Origin of the sequence: Streptomyces sp. NBC_01216, from assembly GCF_035994945.1 — a bacterium.
Classification (GTDB): domain Bacteria; phylum Actinomycetota; class Actinomycetes; order Streptomycetales; family Streptomycetaceae; genus Streptomyces.
The window spans coordinates 5,112,047-5,127,397 of the sequence record NZ_CP108677.1; the positions used below are offsets into that span (position 1 = coordinate 5,112,047).

Below are 15,351 nucleotides of genomic sequence, written 5' to 3' on the forward strand. Positions count from 1 at the left end.
GTGGTGAGCCGCCCGGCGGTCCTGTCTGTACCACTCAGGACCGCCGGGCGGCCGTCTATGCGGCGGGCACAAGATCGTCCAGATTGACTACCTCGTAGTCCCGCAGTTCGCGTACGAGTTGGCTCGCCAGGAACCAGCCCAACTGGGGGTGCCCGTACGCCACGGGCGCGTCGTCGTCGGCAGGAAGCGGCTCCAGGCCGGTGGCGGTGAGGCGGTACCGAGAGCCGATGACGCCCCAGACCGATGTCGCCCGCGCGCGGAAGACGACGTGACCCTTCCGCAGGTGCGGGCACAGCTCCACAGCCGGCCGCAGGTGCTTCAGACACACCGGCGGCTGTGCCGTCCTCACCGGCTCACCAGCACGGTGAGACGCGTCTTCCACAGTCCCGGCGAGGAAGATGTACCCCCGGTCGGTCTCGGCCGGGCAGAAGCCGACCTGGCACCGAAGCTGCTCCATCGTCTCCCGCTGCCGAGCGGGGTTGACCAAGCGCCACTGCGGCTTGCCCCTCGGCTTCCCGGTAGCGTTCAGCGACTGGGAGCAGCGAGCCCACAGCTCACCGCGCGGCCCGCGGTCAGCGGGGGTCTCCTCCTGGTAGGCGAGACGCACGGAGCCGAAGGCGTTGATGCTCAGCGTGAGTTCCGACTCCAGTCCGCCATACTCGCCCTCTCGCGACGTGATGTACGGGACGAGCCGGGGGGCTGCGCTGGTCCGCTTCACGCGGCTGCTCGCGCCATGTTGAGGGGCCGGTGCGGGGCGACGATCCGACCGTCGGGGAGGAGTTCGCCGGTGTCCTCGAAGAGAAGCACTCCGTTGCACAGCAGGCTCCAGCCCTGCTCAGGCCGGTGCGCGAGGGGCCGCGCGGCCTCCCTGTCGGGAGCCTCAGCCGTGGGGCACGGCGGATTGTGCGCACACATGGTACTCGTCCTCTCGGATGAGAAGTTGGGCCCTCTTCGGCGAGCTACGGTGCCGTGGGGGAACACGGTTCGGGCACGGCCGAAGAGGGAGTTTTGTGGTGCCGCTGCATGAAGGCGGCGATGGCTGCTTCGCTGTAGCCGTAGAAGCGTCCGAAGACCGCGTCGTCCTCCCACCACTCGGGGGCGGGATCACCCCACTCGACGGTGTGGCAGGTGTCGCGGTAAGGCGACCAGCGAACGCGCAGGTCCGGGAAGCCTGGCCGCTCCGTGAGGAGACCGCGCGTCGCCGTCGCCAGAGTCAGCAGGTCGAAGGACATGTATCCGCCGTGGCGCGGCCCACCGACGGGAACCGCGAGGAGCGGTGCCCGAAAGACACAGACTGCTACGGCGTCAGCGAGAAGTGCAGGCTCGGCGAGACGGCTGCCGAAATACTCGTAGTCGTACGCTTCCGTCGCCGGGCGAAGGGAGACGGTGAGCTGGCGCGTCGGCGTCGCGGCGGTGGTCAGCATTCGACCAGCCCCTTCACGATGCCGACTTCTTCCAGGCGCTCCGCGAGCTCCAAGGTGACCCGGCCCAGTTTCCGCAGGAACGTCAGGGCCTGCTGCTCGTCGCCGGGCAGCTCTTCGGAACGCAACGTCCGTGCTCGTTCGATCAGATCGGCAACGTCCGGGTGCTTGTTGGCGTCGTCACGCAGACCTCGGTTCACAAGCTGCATGAGGGCCCCGCGGAAGCGCTGAGCGAGTTCTTCGGCTTCGTCGTAGCCGGGCCCGGCGGCCCCGGGCCGGCCGCTGCCGCTGGAACCTGCCGCGTGGTGGCTGACTTCCTCGTTCAGGACGATGTCCAGGCCGTCATACACCGCGTCCCAGTCAACCGGCTCCCAATTTCGCACTGCGCTGAGCAGGTCGTGAAGGCCCAGCCTGCCAAGCGGAGGGGTCCAGGGTTCTGCCTCGACGGTGGGGTCTTTGACGCGGACCGGCATGGTCTCCGGGCTCGTCGTCTCGTCGCGTAACGCGGTCTTCGTCATCAGCACGCCACCAAACTCAGCTCGCACCACGTGGTGGCGCCGCTGTCGCTGACCCCCCACGCGCCTTGTCTGCTTCGGGCGATCTCCTGCACGAGCACCAAGCCGCGACCGTGCTCGTCGTCGTCCTCGGGGAGCTGAGCAGTGGGGCGAGGTCCGGGCACTCCGTCGTGGACACGGATGCTCAGAACGCCATCGGATACGTCCAGGGTGAGCCGGATCTGCCTGCCACCGCTGTGCACGATGGCGTTAGTGATCAGCTCAGAGACAATGAGCGTCGCGTCGTCGGCGACGCAGGTCAGACCGCTAGAGGTGAGACGTTCGCGGGTCACGAGCCTCATGGCGCGGACGCGGGACTCGTCTTCGGGAGGGGGGCGCTCGCCCGGGGAGTGCTTGGTGATGGGGAAGCGCTCCTTCACCAGGCCGCCGGTAGTTGCGGCCGGGCGCTGCGGCGCCTGGCCGTTCACCGCTCCGTCCCGATCTGTGAGGCCACGTCTCCCGGGGTGGCCCGGTCGTCGAGGGAGGCGAGCGGGCCCGTCCGGCGCTGCTGGCCCGGGACGTGCCGGAGCAGCGCGGCAAGAGCGGGCAACGGTGTGATCGACGCGTCCGCGAGGTTGCGGCGGCGCTCACGATCTGCGGGAGTTCGTGCGGTCATCAGTTGTCCCCTTCCGCGAACGGGAAGAGGGAACCGAGCCTGCTGTGCAGAGCAACCGCTTCATCGGCCGTCAGGACCAGCGGAATGGTCGCGGGCTCCGCGGCCCCCTCGTGCAGGTCGAGGGGGACCGCGAACCGACCGGCCTCCGTGTGCGCGACCTCGGCCTCACGAGTAAGGCGGAGGTGGCGCTTGGCGGGCGGTAAGGGCGCCGCGCCGGCATCCGTCTGAGCGTGACTAGTCGTCATGACGCGTAAACGTAGGGCCACTTCGGGGCCCCACCCCTGAGAAAAAATCAGGGCTGAGTAACGCTCAGGGTTGGCATATGCCTACGCGGCGAGCCCGATGTGCGCGGCCACCTTGCGCAGGTCGTCGCGCCACAATGGCTTCTCGCGCTTCAACAGGTCGGCCACCGCCTCCCTGACCAGGGGAGAGAACACGATCTCCTCCGGAGACTGCTTCAGCAGCTTGCCGAGAATGTGCACCGTCGCGTAGTCGTCCTTCTGGATGCGGTTGAGGTTCATTACCTCGATCAGGTATCGGGTTCGCCGTTCGAGCGGGACCTCTTCGTTGACTTGGACGTGGTCAGCGGCGCGGAGTGCTTCGCTGGTGTCGCCCTCCTCCGCCTTCAGGTGTACCTCGTGCATGGCGAAGTTGGTCGGCCCGAAGCACGTGTGCCAGTGGTTGAGGTCTGCGCCGACCCGCTCCACGGCCTGCTGTGCTCCGTTGTACAGGTCCCATGCCCTCGGGCCCTTTGTGGCGCGTACGGCGGCGACGGCACCTTGCAGGTGCAGTGCACCGTACGCGGACCAGTGCTCCGGGTTGGAGTCGTCCTGCGGCCGGCACTGGGCGATGGTCTGCTGGGCGAGTTCGTAGCTGTCTTCCACATCACCAGCGGAAGTGAGAACGCAGGCTAGGTTCCAGGCCGCAGCTGCGAGGAGGGCCGGGTCACCCGCGTTGTCCGCGAGGGAGAGCCCGCGGTCAGCCGCGATGCGGGCGAGAGTCGGTTCACCGACGCGGCGAAGCCAGATCTGGTGCAGGCCGTAGAGGCTGATGAGCTGCCGGAGGACGGTGCCCTCTTGCTCAGGCGAGGCGTCGCGCAGAGCGGCGTGTCCCTGCCGCAGCAGGGTGGGCAGCCGCTCGCCGACGTCGCGGTACCGGTCATCCGCCTGTGTCTCGTAGACATTCCAGGCGTCCGTAACCGACGACTCGAAGTCGTCGGAGGTGACCGACCCGATCCGTTGCGGAAGGAGGGACGCAGGGAGCGACAGGGCCTGTCGGATGAGCGGAACGTGCTCGTGCTCCGTACCCGCCGTAACGATTCCGGACACGTAGCCGCCTGTCAGGTCCTCAAGGCTGCATCGCAACTGCTTACTCAGGGCGATCAGGATCGGAAGCCGGTCCAGGGGCATCCGGTCATTCTCGATCTTGTAGACCCAGTTCTCTGACCTGCCGATTAGGTCTCCCAGCATCTTTTGGGACAAGCCCCGGCGCTCACGCCACCACTTGATCCGTTGGCCGATACTGAACAACTCTCCGTCATACACCATGGGTTGACCGTTCGCCGTAGTGGACAGGGCACTCGTGTCAAGCGTAGGCCCAGGTGCTTCGGGGAGGGGCGATACTGGGGGTCTCTCCCTCTGGGGAGGGCACTCAACGGTCCCCCTGTCGCCCCGCGGCCGGGGGACCGCTTACACGTATGAAAGATCGGCAAGGAGGCCGCTTTGCCAGCCCCATACCGTGGCCTGATCCTCGACTTCGGTGGTGTGCTCACCACTCGGATGCGACTGAACGGGCAGGCGTTCGAGAGGACGGAGGGATTGACTCCAGGCGCGTATTTCGCGGCGCTGAACGAGCATCCCGACGGCGTCGCGATCTACGCAGCGCTGGAGGTCGGTGAGGCAACCCAGGAGGACTGGAACCGTGTCATCGGCGGCATCCTCGGTATCGACTCCACCGATTTGATGCGGCGCGCTCTGGCCAACCTCCACCCGGAGCCTCAGATCGTCGCCGCCGCGAAGCGCGCTCGCGCGGCCGGGATCAAGGTGGCGATGCTCAGCAACTCGTTCGGGATCGAGCCCTACAACCCGTACGAGGACAAGGGCATGTGGACGGACTTCTTCGATGCCGTGATCTTGTCGGAGCTGGAGGGCGTACGGAAGCCGTCGCCGCTCATCTATCAGCGCGCTCTTGACGCCCTGGACCTGACCGGTCCTGAGTGCGTCTTCGTTGATGACCACGCGGAGAACCTGCCGCCCGCCGAGGCCCTGGGCATCCGCACTGTGCACCACACGACCGATCCCACCGCCACCTCTGCCATCCTCGACTCGCTTCTCCTCGATCCCGCTCCCGCCTGAACGAACTGCCGGGGATTTCACGCCGGCCAACGAACGGCAGCAGCGTTCGAGGCACCCGTGGGGCTCCTTGAACGCTGCTGGACAGGTATGGGCTCTTCCTGGCGGGCGTTCTAGATTGCTGGGGACTGGGGCCAGCCGGGTTCACCCGGTCCTTCTGAAGCGGATACGCCCCCGTACGTAGGCCGCCTGGTGTCCGCTCTTGCAGGCTGATCATTGTTCGTGCCCGCCTCGGGGGTGACCTCACCGGGCTCCCGCGCGGCGAGCTTCGTGAACACCTGCTTTGCGCGATCCAGGGTCAACCGCATCGTGCCGTAAGGCCCCACGGCGTACCCGGTCCGGTGCCCGTGCAGGTGCAGTTCCTCCACTGCCTGAAGGCCGGCGTCGGCCTCCGGCACGTCGCCCGGTGGGATGAGGGCGTGCAGTTCCTCCGCCCACTCCCAACCGAGATCACGGAGCACGGTCCGCGCCTCCTCCTGCTCCCAGCCGCTTCGCGCCACCAGGCCGTGACGGGGGTCCGTCGAGAAGACCACGTTCGGGTCCGTCATCATCCGGCCGTCTCCTCGACTCGTTCCGCAGGCCCCGTATCTTCACCCTCGGCCGCGGGCCAGGCAGCGAGCTGGAAACGCGCCGAACGCTCCTCGTGTTTGCCGACGCGGCATTCGTCGCCCGCCTTGCCCAACGTCTTGTTCATGCGGGTGAGGAAGCGGTCGTACTGCTCGTGCCAGACCACGGACGAGCCCGTCTCCGTGTATGCGTCCCGCCGGGCGAAAGCCAGGGCGGCGATCTCGTATGCCAGACCCTCGTGCTTCGCCCAGCAGGGTGGGATCACATCCTGCGGCTGCCAGGCGTACCGCCCGTTCAGCCAGCGGCACACGGAGTCGAGCCACGCCGGCATAGGCTCGATCAACTCGGCGGACAGGGCGCCGAGGTCCCACGGGGTGGGACCGTCAGCGGCCACGGACTCCCCCGTGCTCCGCTCCGCGATGTACTCCAGGATCAGGGCAGGCGGCTCGGGGAAGGGCTCGAAGCGGGTCAGGGTCTCGGTCACGCGGCTGCCGATCCTTCACGGCCGGCCCATGCCGCCGCGTGGGCCTTGGCCTGGTTCTTCTTCTCGGTGGCTCGTCGTGTGCGCTCGGCTTCGTTGGCGGCCCGCAGGTCCCGGACGTGACCCTCGATCTCGGCCCAGGAGTCCCAGGTCCACATGCCGTCGAGCCGGGTGACGATCGGCGGGAGATTGTCCGCGAGGACCAGGGCGTGCCCCTCGGCCAGGCTCCGGATTTCATCTCCTCGAAGGACTGGTTCGAGCGCCATGTGCGTGGCCGTCGAGTGGCCGCCGCGGTCCCCACCGGACGTGGTCTTCGTCGTGCGCTCTCGCTCGACCTGGCCGCACAGGTCGGACATGTCCTTCAGGAAGTCGGGGTCCTTGTCCCCGGGAAGGACGATGACGTTGTTGGTGAAGGCCGCCAGCTCCTTGGCGGTGTCCTCGCCGAAGCGGGCACGCGCAGACGCCCACGCCTGGAGGCCATAGACGACCGTGATGCCACGGCCTCGGCCGTCGGCGACCCGTTGGCGAAGGGACGGGATCGGCGCGATGTTCGGGGCCTCGTCCAGGGCCGCGAGGAGAGCGGGGTCGAGCCGACCGGCCGGTGAAGCGAGCGCGTGCGCCTCCGCGAGGTCCAGAAGGTCTTCGGCGATCGCGGTGGTCAGCGGCGCAACGCTGTTCACCTCCGAGTCCTTACCGAGAAGGTAGAGAGTGCCCCCGGCGTCGAGGAACGCGCCGAAGTCCGTGGGGTCCTCTCCATCTCCCTGAAGGGCGTTGATCACCGACTGGTGCATGAAGGGTTCGAGAGCCGCATCAAGGGTCGATGCGGTGTTGCCGACGGTGCGGCTATCGCCCGTGGTGGCCGTGCGGAGCATGTCTGCCCAGCCGGGGCCGGCGCCCGGGTGGGCGTTGAGGATTCCGAGCGGAGTGGGGTCGGTCAGCTTGCGGGCCCACCGCAGCACCCAGTCGAGGGAGGCGCCGTCCAGGGCGGCGGCGTGGAAGAAGGCAGCGAGGATCTTGGAAGCCTGCCCCTTGTAGAAGGCGGCGCCCTCGCTGGACTGTGCCGCACCGTTGGTGGTGCGCGAGCCCGCGACGAACGCCTTCCCGCGCATCATCGCCACCTCCGTGTCGGCTGCACCGTTGATCGGCGTCCAGCGGAAGCGCGGGAGGCTCGGCGCGATGTTCTGCGGGTCGAAGACCGCCACAGGGCGGCCGTCCCGCCGCCTCGCGTCGAGGGTCAGTTCGACCAGATCGGGCTTGGTCGAGGTGGCCAGGACCGGTCCGGCCCAGCCGCGGACGAGCGGGGCGAAGAACCGCAGAGTCTTTCCGCTGCCCATCGGACCGATGACCCGGCATGCCTTGTCGGCACGGGACCACAGCTCGACGCCCTTCGGACGTTGCGAGGTGCCCAGCGAGTAGCCGAAATCGTGAGGATCGAGAGGGTGGTGCATGACGTACTCCGGAACGAAGTGGGCGACGAGGAAAGGGAAGGTCAGCGAGCGGAGGAACGGTCCTTCGCGAAGCTCACTGCCGACGCTCGGCTGGGGCGGCCGTCGTCGCTGGTGAGGGAAGGCCGAATCTCCGTGGCCTTCACGACCGCCTTGGCCGACATCTGACGCTTGAGCTGTCCCTTGCTCGCGAATCCGGCGTTGCGCCGTCCGCGGCTCAGCAGGAACCAGAGCGTCACCAGGGTGACCGCGCACACGGCCGTCACGGCGTACAGGGCCAGAGAGATTCCGCCGGGAAGGATGTCCATTACTCGGCCTTCCGCGCGACGCGGGCCGCCAGGTAGCGCATCCGCCGGCCGCACAGCCGCGACATCGACGCGTCGGGCCCAGCACAGCGCGGGGGCGCGGTGTGGAAGGCGCTGTGCAGGTCCTCGGCGGCTCGCCAGATGTGGGAGACGGCCGTACGTACGCGTCCTCCGGCGGCGGAGTAGTCGCCGTGGTCCAGGACGATGGCCAGTTCCTTCGTGCGGCGGGCGAGGTCGAGTGCTTCGGCGTGCAGCTGGTCGATGTCCTGTCGCACCGCGCGTTCGGCGGCGGGCAGTGCGGTGTGGTCGGTGGGGATAGTCATGGAGGGGGCTCGTTCCGAATCTGCGTGGAAGGGGGCGGCGGCGGAGAGGTGGCGGTACCCGCTCATGCGGCGTCCGCCGCAGTGGTGGTCAGATCGGTCATCGAGCCGGAGGAGAAGCACAGGTGCTGCTCGGCCTCCACCAAGAGGTGCTGAACGCCGGGGTAGATCACCTCGCCGACCTTCCACAGCGCGATCCCGCGGCGCAGGCGCATGATGTGCTCGGCCGTCCAGGACGGCAGGCCCAGCCGGGCCACCGTCGCTTCCGCCTCGGCCTTCTTCTGGCTGTAGATCACGATGGTGTCGGCCATCTTCAAAGCCGCTTGGGTTTCCGGGCTGTCGTCGATGTCCGAGAGGTGATGAACGATGAAGATGCAGGAGAGGCCGTACCCACGAGCGAACTTGAGGAACTTCTCCAGCAGTGACGCGAGTTGGGGTGTTCCGAGGATGTGCCACGCTTCCTCGCAGACGAGGATGCGCTTGCGCTGCGTGTAGCGGCGGCAGCCAGAGCCGGGGTTCGGCCCCAGCTCCCAGGCTCCGGAGTTCGCGTCGACCACGATGCGGTCGTGCTGGCCCGGCTCCGTCCCGCACTCGCACAGCGGGCGAAGCCACACCTCTTCGAGGAAGACCGAGATCACGGCGACGAGGATGGTCATGGCGACGCCGCCGGACGGAACCTTGGTCAGGTCAAAGACGATCATGTCGGCGTCCAGGTCCACGCCCAGGCTGGTCGGGCCGTCGAGCATGCCCGTGAGGTCGCCGGTCGCGTCCTGCTCACTGCCGCAGAGCCGGTCCAGGACGTAGGACGCCTCCAGGCCGTCACCGAGGAGTTCGTCCCGCGTCCGCTGCTTGGCCGTCGCGTCGGACTCCTCCGGCGCCCGAAGGGCGGCGGCGACGTCGGCCAGGACAGGGGTGCGGCCGTGGTCTCCCGCCCGCTGGTGGGCCCGGCGGATCGCGATGCGGAGCGCGGAGCCGGCGAACTCGTCCAGGTTCTTGCCGAGGCCGAGTTCCACGATCGTGCGCACCAGCTCGACTTGCCGCTTGCCCGCGATGGCGGGGTCCATCGGGTTGATGCACGAGGCCCCACGTCCGCCGCCGGGGGCGAACTTCACAGGGGCCTTGCCAGTGAGCGAGCGGCCGAGCGCGGCCCACTCTCCTTCTTCGCGCTCCTTCTGTTCCTTGGTGTCGAGGACGACGACCTGACGGCCGAGGCGGATCTGTCGGGCCGCGTAGGTCTTGGTCAGGGCCGACTTTCCCCGACCCGTGTCGCCCATCACGATCATGTTGCCGCCCGGCAGGCCGTCACCGAACGCCGAGAACGGGCAGTAGATGAAAGCCTTGCCGGAGTAGAGCTCCCGGCCGATGATCGCTCCCGCGGTGCCGAGGGTGGGCGGTGCGATGGGCAGATACAGGGCCTGGCTGGTGGTCGTCTCGGTGTAGAGGGGACGGCGCACGGTCTCGTGCATCGGCGACAGCGGGGCGAGGTCGAGGAGGTCTGTCACTTGATGCCTCCGGCGAGGGGCAGGGTCGTGGCGAAGGCGCGGGCGTGTTCGAGGTCGAGCCATTCGATGCGCAGGTGCGCGTTGCGGGCGCGGGAGGCGGTGGTGCGCTTGGTGCGCTCCAGCTCTTCGGCGCTGCGCGAGGAGATGGTGACGTAGCCGACGACGGCCGAGCCGGCCGCGCCCGAGGCGGCCAGAGTCATGCCGCGTGATCCGGTCGCGGTGGCGGCGATCTGGTCGCGCGGGTCGATGTTCTTGCCGCGCTTACGGTCGCGGTCCATCTCGGCCTGGTTGTTCGTGTCCTCCGCGAGCATCCGTTCCACGGCCTTGTCGTTGGGTTCGAGCTGCTGCGTGATCGAGATGGTGCGGATGACGTCAGGCATTCCGATGAGCAGGGGCGAGAGGAAGTCGGGGCCGACGGGGGTGGTAGGCCATCCGACGACGGCGGCCGTGGCGTGGTACCAGCTTTCGGTGGAGCCTGCTGCGCGGGTGGCGACGTGGGCGCCGTCGCGGACGTCGACGTTGCGAGGGAAGGCGTGTGCCCGTCGGAGGTCGGTGTCCCAGATGGCGTGGTCAGGGTCGTAGGAGTTGCGGATGAACGCGGTCATCCGGCCTTCGTCCAGGGGCGCGATCACGGAGAGGTCGGCATCCTCCGCGCGGGACCACAGCTCATCCAGGTACGCGGCCATTGCGGCGGCGATCCCTTCGTCACCGGTGCCGCGGGCGGCGCCCTCGGCCGCCAGGTCGCGGGTGAACCGAGCGTGGATGGTGATGTAGTAGCGGTGTTCCTCCGCGCTGGTGGACACGGCGTCGGCCAGCACGCTGTACGAGTCCTTCAGCCACTGCGGCGCGTTCGACGTCGCGGCCGATTCGTCGCGTTGCGCGATGAACCGCTGGTGGGCGTAGGGGTCCGACTTCATCTGCCGAGCGAGGACCTGAATCCGCTTCACCGGGTGCTCTTCCACGTTGCCGAAGGCGTCGAGGAGTTCACCCCAGCGCTCCAGAGCAACAACCTGCTCCCCGACTTCCTTGCCGCCGAGGCCGGGCGAGGCGATTTCCAGCGTGGCCGTGACACACCCGGCCTCCGGCTGGAGGACCACGACGGCCTGCTGCCCGCGGACCGTGACCGGCACCCACGTCATGCCGACGATGCCTTCCGGCTCGATCAGGGCCGCGTCCGGCGGGGTGCCGTCTCGGCGCACGCCGGCCTCGACGGCCGGGGACACCCACACGCCGCCGGTGCGGCGGAGTGCCTTGCGGTGGTAGCGGTTGATCCGCCACCAGCGGTAGAGCGTGCGCCGCTGGGCGGTGCCCCTGGGCCGGTACGGGGCGTACACGATGACCAGGGCCAGCAGGATCGGCAGGAACAGGCACGTCGCGGCGATGGCCGTCACGCCGTTGAAGAGGTATCCGAGCAGGATGCCGGTGACGGCGCCGCCGCCGAGGACGACCTGTTCACCGAGGTCGCGGCGGCCCACCAGCCCTGTCGGGCGGTGCTTTCCGAACTGATACGTACGAGTCGACATGAAGGGTCACTGATCCTTGCTGGGGTTCGGTCGTCCGGGAGCCTGGCCGCCCGAGGGCCGCGGAGGTGGCGGGGGTGAGAGGGAGGGCCCGGAGCCCGAGGTGGTTCCTGAAGCGGAGGAGGGAGACGAGGGGGATGCGGGCGGCATCGGGACCGAAGTTCCCGAGCCGGGCGACTGCGGCAAGGGCGGCTGAGCCGTGCTCGGCGACCCGTTGGCGCCCGATGGGCTTCCGGCCGATGCGTGACCACCGGCCGAGGACCAGTCCGGAGAAGAGCTGACGACCGGGTCGGAGGTCGCTCCCTGTGGACGAGCGGCGGCCGGTGCACCGGAGGTACCGGCCGTGTCGTCGCCGCCCTGCTGGCCTTCGGGCTGTTCGGGGTTGCCGCCACCTGCGGCGGCGGTGCCCTGCGCACCCGGGGAACTGGTGGCCTTGTTCTTCGCCACGTCGAGGCCGGCCTTGGCAACGGCGGCCCCGGCCGCGAGCGGTCCGGCCACAGCAGTTCCGCCGCCCATCTTGGCACCAGCAGTCTTGGCGCCAGCGGTCTTGGAACCGCCGACCAATGAGTCTTGGACACGAGCGCCCATCGCCCTGTTGGCGTGCTGGGCGGGGCCGTCGACCGCTGCGGCCGGGCCGGAGGACTGTGCAGTCTTGCGGTCGTGGTGGAGGCTGGCCATCTCGTCGCCGAAGGCGGGCACCCACTTGTAGAGCGTGGCGGACGCGAAGACGGCGAGCAAGAGGATCAACGCGCCGACCAGGGTCTTGGAGACCGCGTCGGACATGCTCCCCGAGGTGTCGCTGAGGATCGCGCCGCCGAGGCCCAGCAGGGCGAACAAGATCGGCTTACTCAGGCCGATGGCGAAGATGGCGCCGAACCACTTCTTCGACTTGCCCCACAGGTCGCGGTCGACCAGCCCGGCGTTGACGATCGGCCCGAGCGCAACGGCCACGTAGATGGCCGCGCTGCGGATCAGCAGCTCGATCCACATCAGCAGGGCGCCGCACATCATGATGAGGTTGACGACCAGCAGCTGTCCCACGCCCTCCGTGGGGTTGGCTGCCATGACCTTGAGGATGTTCTCCAGGAACGGCTTGAAGTTGCTCGTCGCGTACGGCTCGAAGACGGCCGTGACTTCGTCAATGGCCTTCATCAGAAGTGCGATTGCGCCCGGCGTCATGGCGTTGACAACGAACTGGAGGAGCAGGAAGCCGATCGCCTCGGACACGGCGGTGGTCACGGCGACTCCGCGGACCGCACGCTTGGCCACGGCGATCAGCCAGAGGGCCACGGTGAGCAGGCTGGAGGCCGCGAAGATGATCGCGTACTGCTTCAGGAAGCCGGGGCTCGTGAGGTCGATCTTCGTCGTGTTCTGGATCAGCTCCAGCATCTTGCGCAGGAACCAGATGTTGGCCTCGGTGAGCTTCTGGAGCAGGAAGCCCAGCGGGTCCTTGACGAAGTCGATGGCCGCCTTCGCCTCGCACACCATCGGGATGTAGCAGAAGGGGTTGGCCACCGCCGAGGGCACGAACACGAACCCGATGATCACGTTGACCATGGCCACCGCCTGGAGGCGGCGGCGCCAGCGGCCCGGCGTTCCCCGCTCGACGGTCAGCAGGCCGGGGGCGTCGTCACGCAGTCGCAGGCGCATTGCTGGCACCTCCCACGTCCGCGAAGCTGTTCGCCGGGTCCGCCTCCTGCATGGCCGGCGGCGACGGTACGAGCGGCTCGGACGGCGTGACGGCCGTCGTCTTCCAGGTGCCGTCTTCCCAGACCAGATCCACGGTCATCCGCAGGAAGGCGACCTGCGGGCGCTGCGTCTCGTCCTTCCCTGCGACGCCGCCAACCGACGCCGTCCACAGCTCGATGCTCGCGGCCTGGTCGGAGTAGGAGATCGAGCGGGTGGCGAGCGCCGCAGTCCGCGTGATCAGTTCGCTGCCGTCGGCCGTCTTCCCGTCCGCGCCGACCCCGCGGTTCTCCATGACCAGACGAGCCGTCGAGTCGGTGTCCGAGGTGACCGAGTCCAGCACGCTCGAAGCGGCGGTGGCCGCCAGCATCCGGTGCCGCCAGTCCTCATCGGTGAAGAACCGGGGGTCGCCGTAGAGCATGGTGGCGCTGACGGCGGCGGCACGCGCGCCGCGCTCGTTGTGCCCGTACGGGGCCGGGAATCCGCTTCGGTCTTCGGTGCCGCTCAGCACGGGGTTTTCTGCAGCGCCCGGGGCGTAGGCCGAGAAGTCGGCCGGCACGTTGGACGCCTGCCGCACGTCGATCGGAGCGACCAGCCCCGTTGAGGCCGAGCTGTCCTTCAGCTTCCAGTCGTTGTCCTCCCAGGTGAGCGTCACCGTCACCGACCGGAAACCCGTCCTCGGTGTCGCGTGCCCGGCCGCGCTGCCGCGAACCGTCGTGGTCCACAGCCGCACCATGGCGCCGTGGGCGTCGAAACCCAGGACGTGAGCCGACAGGACCCCGGTACGGGAGATGGCCTTCTCGGCGGAGACCTTGGAGGTGTCGCCTCGCAGTGAGCCGACCGCGTTCTCCGCCGCGTGGTCGGCCTTCTTCACCACCGATCCGGCCGTGTCCTTGGCCGCCATGACGGCCACCGCACGGTGCCGAGCGTCCTTGTCCGTGAGGAACCGGGAACTGCCCGCGATCGTCGTGTAGTTGGCCGCCGCCGCCTTGGCGCCGGATCGAGTGTGCGGGTAGCCGACAGGGACGCCGTGCAGCTCGCGCACGCCTTCGCCGCTCGCCTGCGGAGCTGAGTGAGAGGGTGCTGACGCGGAGGGGGCCGTGGCCGGAGGGGTGCCTGTCGTCATGCTGACGACCACCCCGGCCGCGGTGACGACTGCCGCACCGCCAGCCGCGATGCCCCAGAGCTTGGCCGACGAGCGGCGCACTCCGCTGGCCTTCGAGGAGGAAACGTTCCTCCGGGATCGGAAAGGCATGGATCACACACCCATGCCGTACGTGATGGCAAAGATGGTTCCGAAGCTAGCCACGAGGAACACGCAGGTCAGACCGCCGACCATCATCCCCTTGCCGCGCGAGCTGTCCATCGTGGAGTGGCCCTCGCCGAACCAGCCCTTCGACTTGCCGACACCGGCCAGGAAGGCGCCAGCGCCAACGACGAGGACGACGGCCGCGATGACGCCGAGGATCACCTTCGCCGTGCCGCCGAGCTTCCCGAAGGGGCCCCAGTCCGGCTTCACGCCGGACACGACATCGGCACCGGCGGCGAGGGTCGTGTGCAGGGAGGGATCGGCAGCGGCAGACAGGAGGTTGTGCATTTTCAGTCCCTTGGTGATGTAAGTGTTTGTTTGGGATGTTTTGGCTTGATTAGCCGACGTGCCGCATCGCGATGATCTGCGGTTTCCAGTAGCTGAGCGGCTTGATCCGCACCTGAGCCCCGGTGCGCGGGGCGTCGATCACCTGGCCGCCGCCGATGTACATGCCGACGTGCTCAGGTCCGGCGCTGCCGGGAACCGTGAACAGCAAGTCGCCCGGAACGAGTTGGGAGATGTCCTTGACGGCGGTCCCTGCGTGGACCTGGTCGTACGTGGTGCGCGGCAGGTTCACTCCCGCCGCTGACCAGGCCATCTTGGTGAGCGAGGAGCAGTCGCAGCCGCCCGCGCCCTCGTACGGCATGACACAGCTGCCGCCCCAGCGGTACCAGGTGCCCAGGGCCGTCTTCGCGGCCGAGATCGCGCGGGCAGCACCCTTGCCGGCCGGTGCGTCCGGGCTGACGGCGTCGGCCCATTCCGAGGCCAGCGCGCGGATGACGCGCACGTAGTTACGGGTCTCGGAATACGGCGGGATGCCGCCGTACTTGATCACCGCGCCGCCGCCCGCGTTGTAAGCGGCCAGCATGTTGTCCGTCGAGTCACCCGGCACCTTCTTGACCTCTTTGGCCAAGGTGCAGTCGTACGCGGCCTGCGCGGCGATGGCGTCGGCAGGGTTCCGGACGTCCTTGACCCCATCGCCGTCGCCGTCCTTGCCGTGCTGAGCCCAGGTCCCTGGCATGAATTGCGCGATGCCGAGGGCGCCGACGGGTGACGTCGCACCGGAGTTGAATTTGCTTTCGGTCCAGAGCTGCGCGGCCAGGAGCGAAGCTGTGACCTGCGGGCACTCTCCCGCGTGCTTGTTGATCAACTCGCGTACCCAGCCCGGTACGGGCGCGTCCGTCTTGATGCCCCCGCCCGGACCGGATTCCTGCGCCGAGGCGCTGTCCGCCCCTCCGAACGTGGTCAGCATGGCGACACCAGTGATGAGACCG

The 15,351-nt window shown here is 68.5% G+C and carries 20 protein-coding genes; 1 reads left to right on the forward strand and 19 read right to left on the reverse strand.

Going from position 1 to position 15,351, the window contains the following annotated elements; translation table 11 throughout:
* Positions 1-55: 55 nt before the first annotated feature.
* The 8 genes from OG393_RS22780 to OG393_RS22815 all read right to left on the reverse strand — a co-directional run bounded on the left by OG393_RS22780 (position 56) and on the right by OG393_RS22815 (position 4,138).
* Positions 56-718 (reverse strand): hypothetical protein, encoded by a 663-nt coding sequence (locus OG393_RS22780; RefSeq protein WP_327376539.1) that lies wholly within the window; start codon positions 716-718, stop codon positions 56-58.
* A complete protein-coding gene (locus OG393_RS22785; protein ID WP_327376540.1) occupies positions 715-915 on the reverse strand; it encodes a DUF5999 family protein in 201 nt (66 codons plus the stop codon). The genes OG393_RS22780 and OG393_RS22785 overlap by 4 nt, the downstream gene beginning before the upstream one ends.
* A gap of 44 nt (positions 916-959) precedes the next feature.
* Entirely contained in the window at positions 960-1,424 is a 465-nt protein-coding gene (locus tag OG393_RS22790) for a DUF6302 family protein (protein WP_327376541.1), read from the reverse strand.
* Positions 1,418-1,939, reverse strand: a complete 522-nt coding sequence (locus OG393_RS22795; RefSeq protein ID WP_327378513.1) for a DUF6415 family natural product biosynthesis protein — start codon at positions 1,937-1,939, stop codon at positions 1,418-1,420. Before OG393_RS22795 ends, OG393_RS22790 begins: the two co-directional genes overlap by 7 nt.
* Positions 1,939-2,403 (reverse strand): ATP-binding protein, encoded by a 465-nt coding sequence (locus OG393_RS22800; RefSeq protein ID WP_327376542.1) that lies wholly within the window; start codon positions 2,401-2,403, stop codon positions 1,939-1,941. The genes OG393_RS22795 and OG393_RS22800 overlap by 1 nt, the downstream gene beginning before the upstream one ends.
* On the reverse strand, positions 2,400-2,591 hold the full coding sequence (locus tag OG393_RS22805) for a hypothetical protein (RefSeq protein WP_327376543.1): 192 nt from the start codon (positions 2,589-2,591) through the stop codon (positions 2,400-2,402). Before OG393_RS22805 ends, OG393_RS22800 begins: the two co-directional genes overlap by 4 nt.
* Positions 2,591-2,836, reverse strand: coding sequence for a hypothetical protein (locus OG393_RS22810; protein WP_327376544.1), 246 nt, complete (start codon positions 2,834-2,836; stop codon positions 2,591-2,593). Before OG393_RS22810 ends, OG393_RS22805 begins: the two co-directional genes overlap by 1 nt.
* A gap of 81 nt (positions 2,837-2,917) precedes the next feature.
* On the reverse strand, positions 2,918-4,138 hold the full coding sequence (locus tag OG393_RS22815) for a helix-turn-helix domain-containing protein (protein WP_327376545.1): 1,221 nt from the start codon (positions 4,136-4,138) through the stop codon (positions 2,918-2,920).
* Between the two features lie 174 nt (positions 4,139-4,312).
* Between OG393_RS22815 and OG393_RS22820 the strand changes: the two genes are divergently transcribed.
* Positions 4,313-4,945 carry an HAD-IA family hydrolase gene (locus OG393_RS22820; protein ID WP_327376546.1) on the forward strand — a complete coding sequence of 211 codons (633 nt, stop codon included), beginning with the start codon at positions 4,313-4,315 and terminating at the stop codon, positions 4,943-4,945.
* Between the two features lie 110 nt (positions 4,946-5,055).
* On the opposite strand, the gene OG393_RS22825 is transcribed toward OG393_RS22820, so the two are convergent.
* The 11 genes from OG393_RS22825 to OG393_RS22875 all read right to left on the reverse strand — a co-directional run bounded on the left by OG393_RS22825 (position 5,056) and on the right by OG393_RS22875 (position 15,329).
* Positions 5,056-5,493, reverse strand: coding sequence for a hypothetical protein (locus OG393_RS22825; RefSeq protein WP_327376547.1), 438 nt, complete (start codon positions 5,491-5,493; stop codon positions 5,056-5,058).
* A complete protein-coding gene (locus tag OG393_RS22830) occupies positions 5,490-5,993 on the reverse strand; it encodes a hypothetical protein (protein WP_327376548.1) in 504 nt (167 codons plus the stop codon). The genes OG393_RS22825 and OG393_RS22830 overlap by 4 nt, the downstream gene beginning before the upstream one ends.
* On the reverse strand, positions 5,990-7,438 hold the full coding sequence (locus OG393_RS22835; protein ID WP_327376549.1) for a type IV secretory system conjugative DNA transfer family protein: 1,449 nt from the start codon (positions 7,436-7,438) through the stop codon (positions 5,990-5,992). Before OG393_RS22835 ends, OG393_RS22830 begins: the two co-directional genes overlap by 4 nt.
* A gap of 41 nt (positions 7,439-7,479) precedes the next feature.
* Positions 7,480-7,743 carry a hypothetical protein gene (locus tag OG393_RS22840; RefSeq protein ID WP_327376550.1) on the reverse strand — a complete coding sequence of 88 codons (264 nt, stop codon included), beginning with the start codon at positions 7,741-7,743 and terminating at the stop codon, positions 7,480-7,482.
* Positions 7,743-8,063: a DUF6238 family protein gene (locus OG393_RS22845; RefSeq protein WP_327376551.1), complete on the reverse strand. Its 321-nt coding sequence runs from the start codon at positions 8,061-8,063 to the stop codon at positions 7,743-7,745. The genes OG393_RS22840 and OG393_RS22845 overlap by 1 nt, the downstream gene beginning before the upstream one ends.
* A 62-nt stretch (positions 8,064-8,125) precedes the next feature.
* Positions 8,126-9,562: an ATP/GTP-binding protein gene (locus OG393_RS22850; protein ID WP_327376552.1), complete on the reverse strand. Its 1,437-nt coding sequence runs from the start codon at positions 9,560-9,562 to the stop codon at positions 8,126-8,128.
* Positions 9,559-11,085: an SCO6880 family protein gene (locus OG393_RS22855; protein WP_327376553.1), complete on the reverse strand. Its 1,527-nt coding sequence runs from the start codon at positions 11,083-11,085 to the stop codon at positions 9,559-9,561. The genes OG393_RS22850 and OG393_RS22855 overlap by 4 nt, the downstream gene beginning before the upstream one ends.
* Before the next feature lie 6 nt (positions 11,086-11,091).
* Positions 11,092-12,732, reverse strand: coding sequence for a hypothetical protein (locus tag OG393_RS22860; protein WP_327376554.1), 1,641 nt, complete (start codon positions 12,730-12,732; stop codon positions 11,092-11,094).
* Positions 12,713-13,813, reverse strand: coding sequence for a hypothetical protein (locus OG393_RS22865; RefSeq protein WP_327376555.1), 1,101 nt, complete (start codon positions 13,811-13,813; stop codon positions 12,713-12,715). The genes OG393_RS22860 and OG393_RS22865 overlap by 20 nt, the downstream gene beginning before the upstream one ends.
* Before the next feature lie 213 nt (positions 13,814-14,026).
* Positions 14,027-14,365, reverse strand: a complete 339-nt coding sequence (locus OG393_RS22870) for a hypothetical protein (RefSeq protein WP_007447287.1) — start codon at positions 14,363-14,365, stop codon at positions 14,027-14,029.
* 49 nt (positions 14,366-14,414) lie between these two features.
* The gene (locus OG393_RS22875) at positions 14,415-15,329 is read right to left on the reverse strand and encodes a C40 family peptidase (protein ID WP_327376556.1); all 915 of its coding nucleotides are present in this window, start codon (positions 15,327-15,329) and stop codon (positions 14,415-14,417) included.
* Between the last annotated feature and the right edge of the window lie 22 nt (positions 15,330-15,351).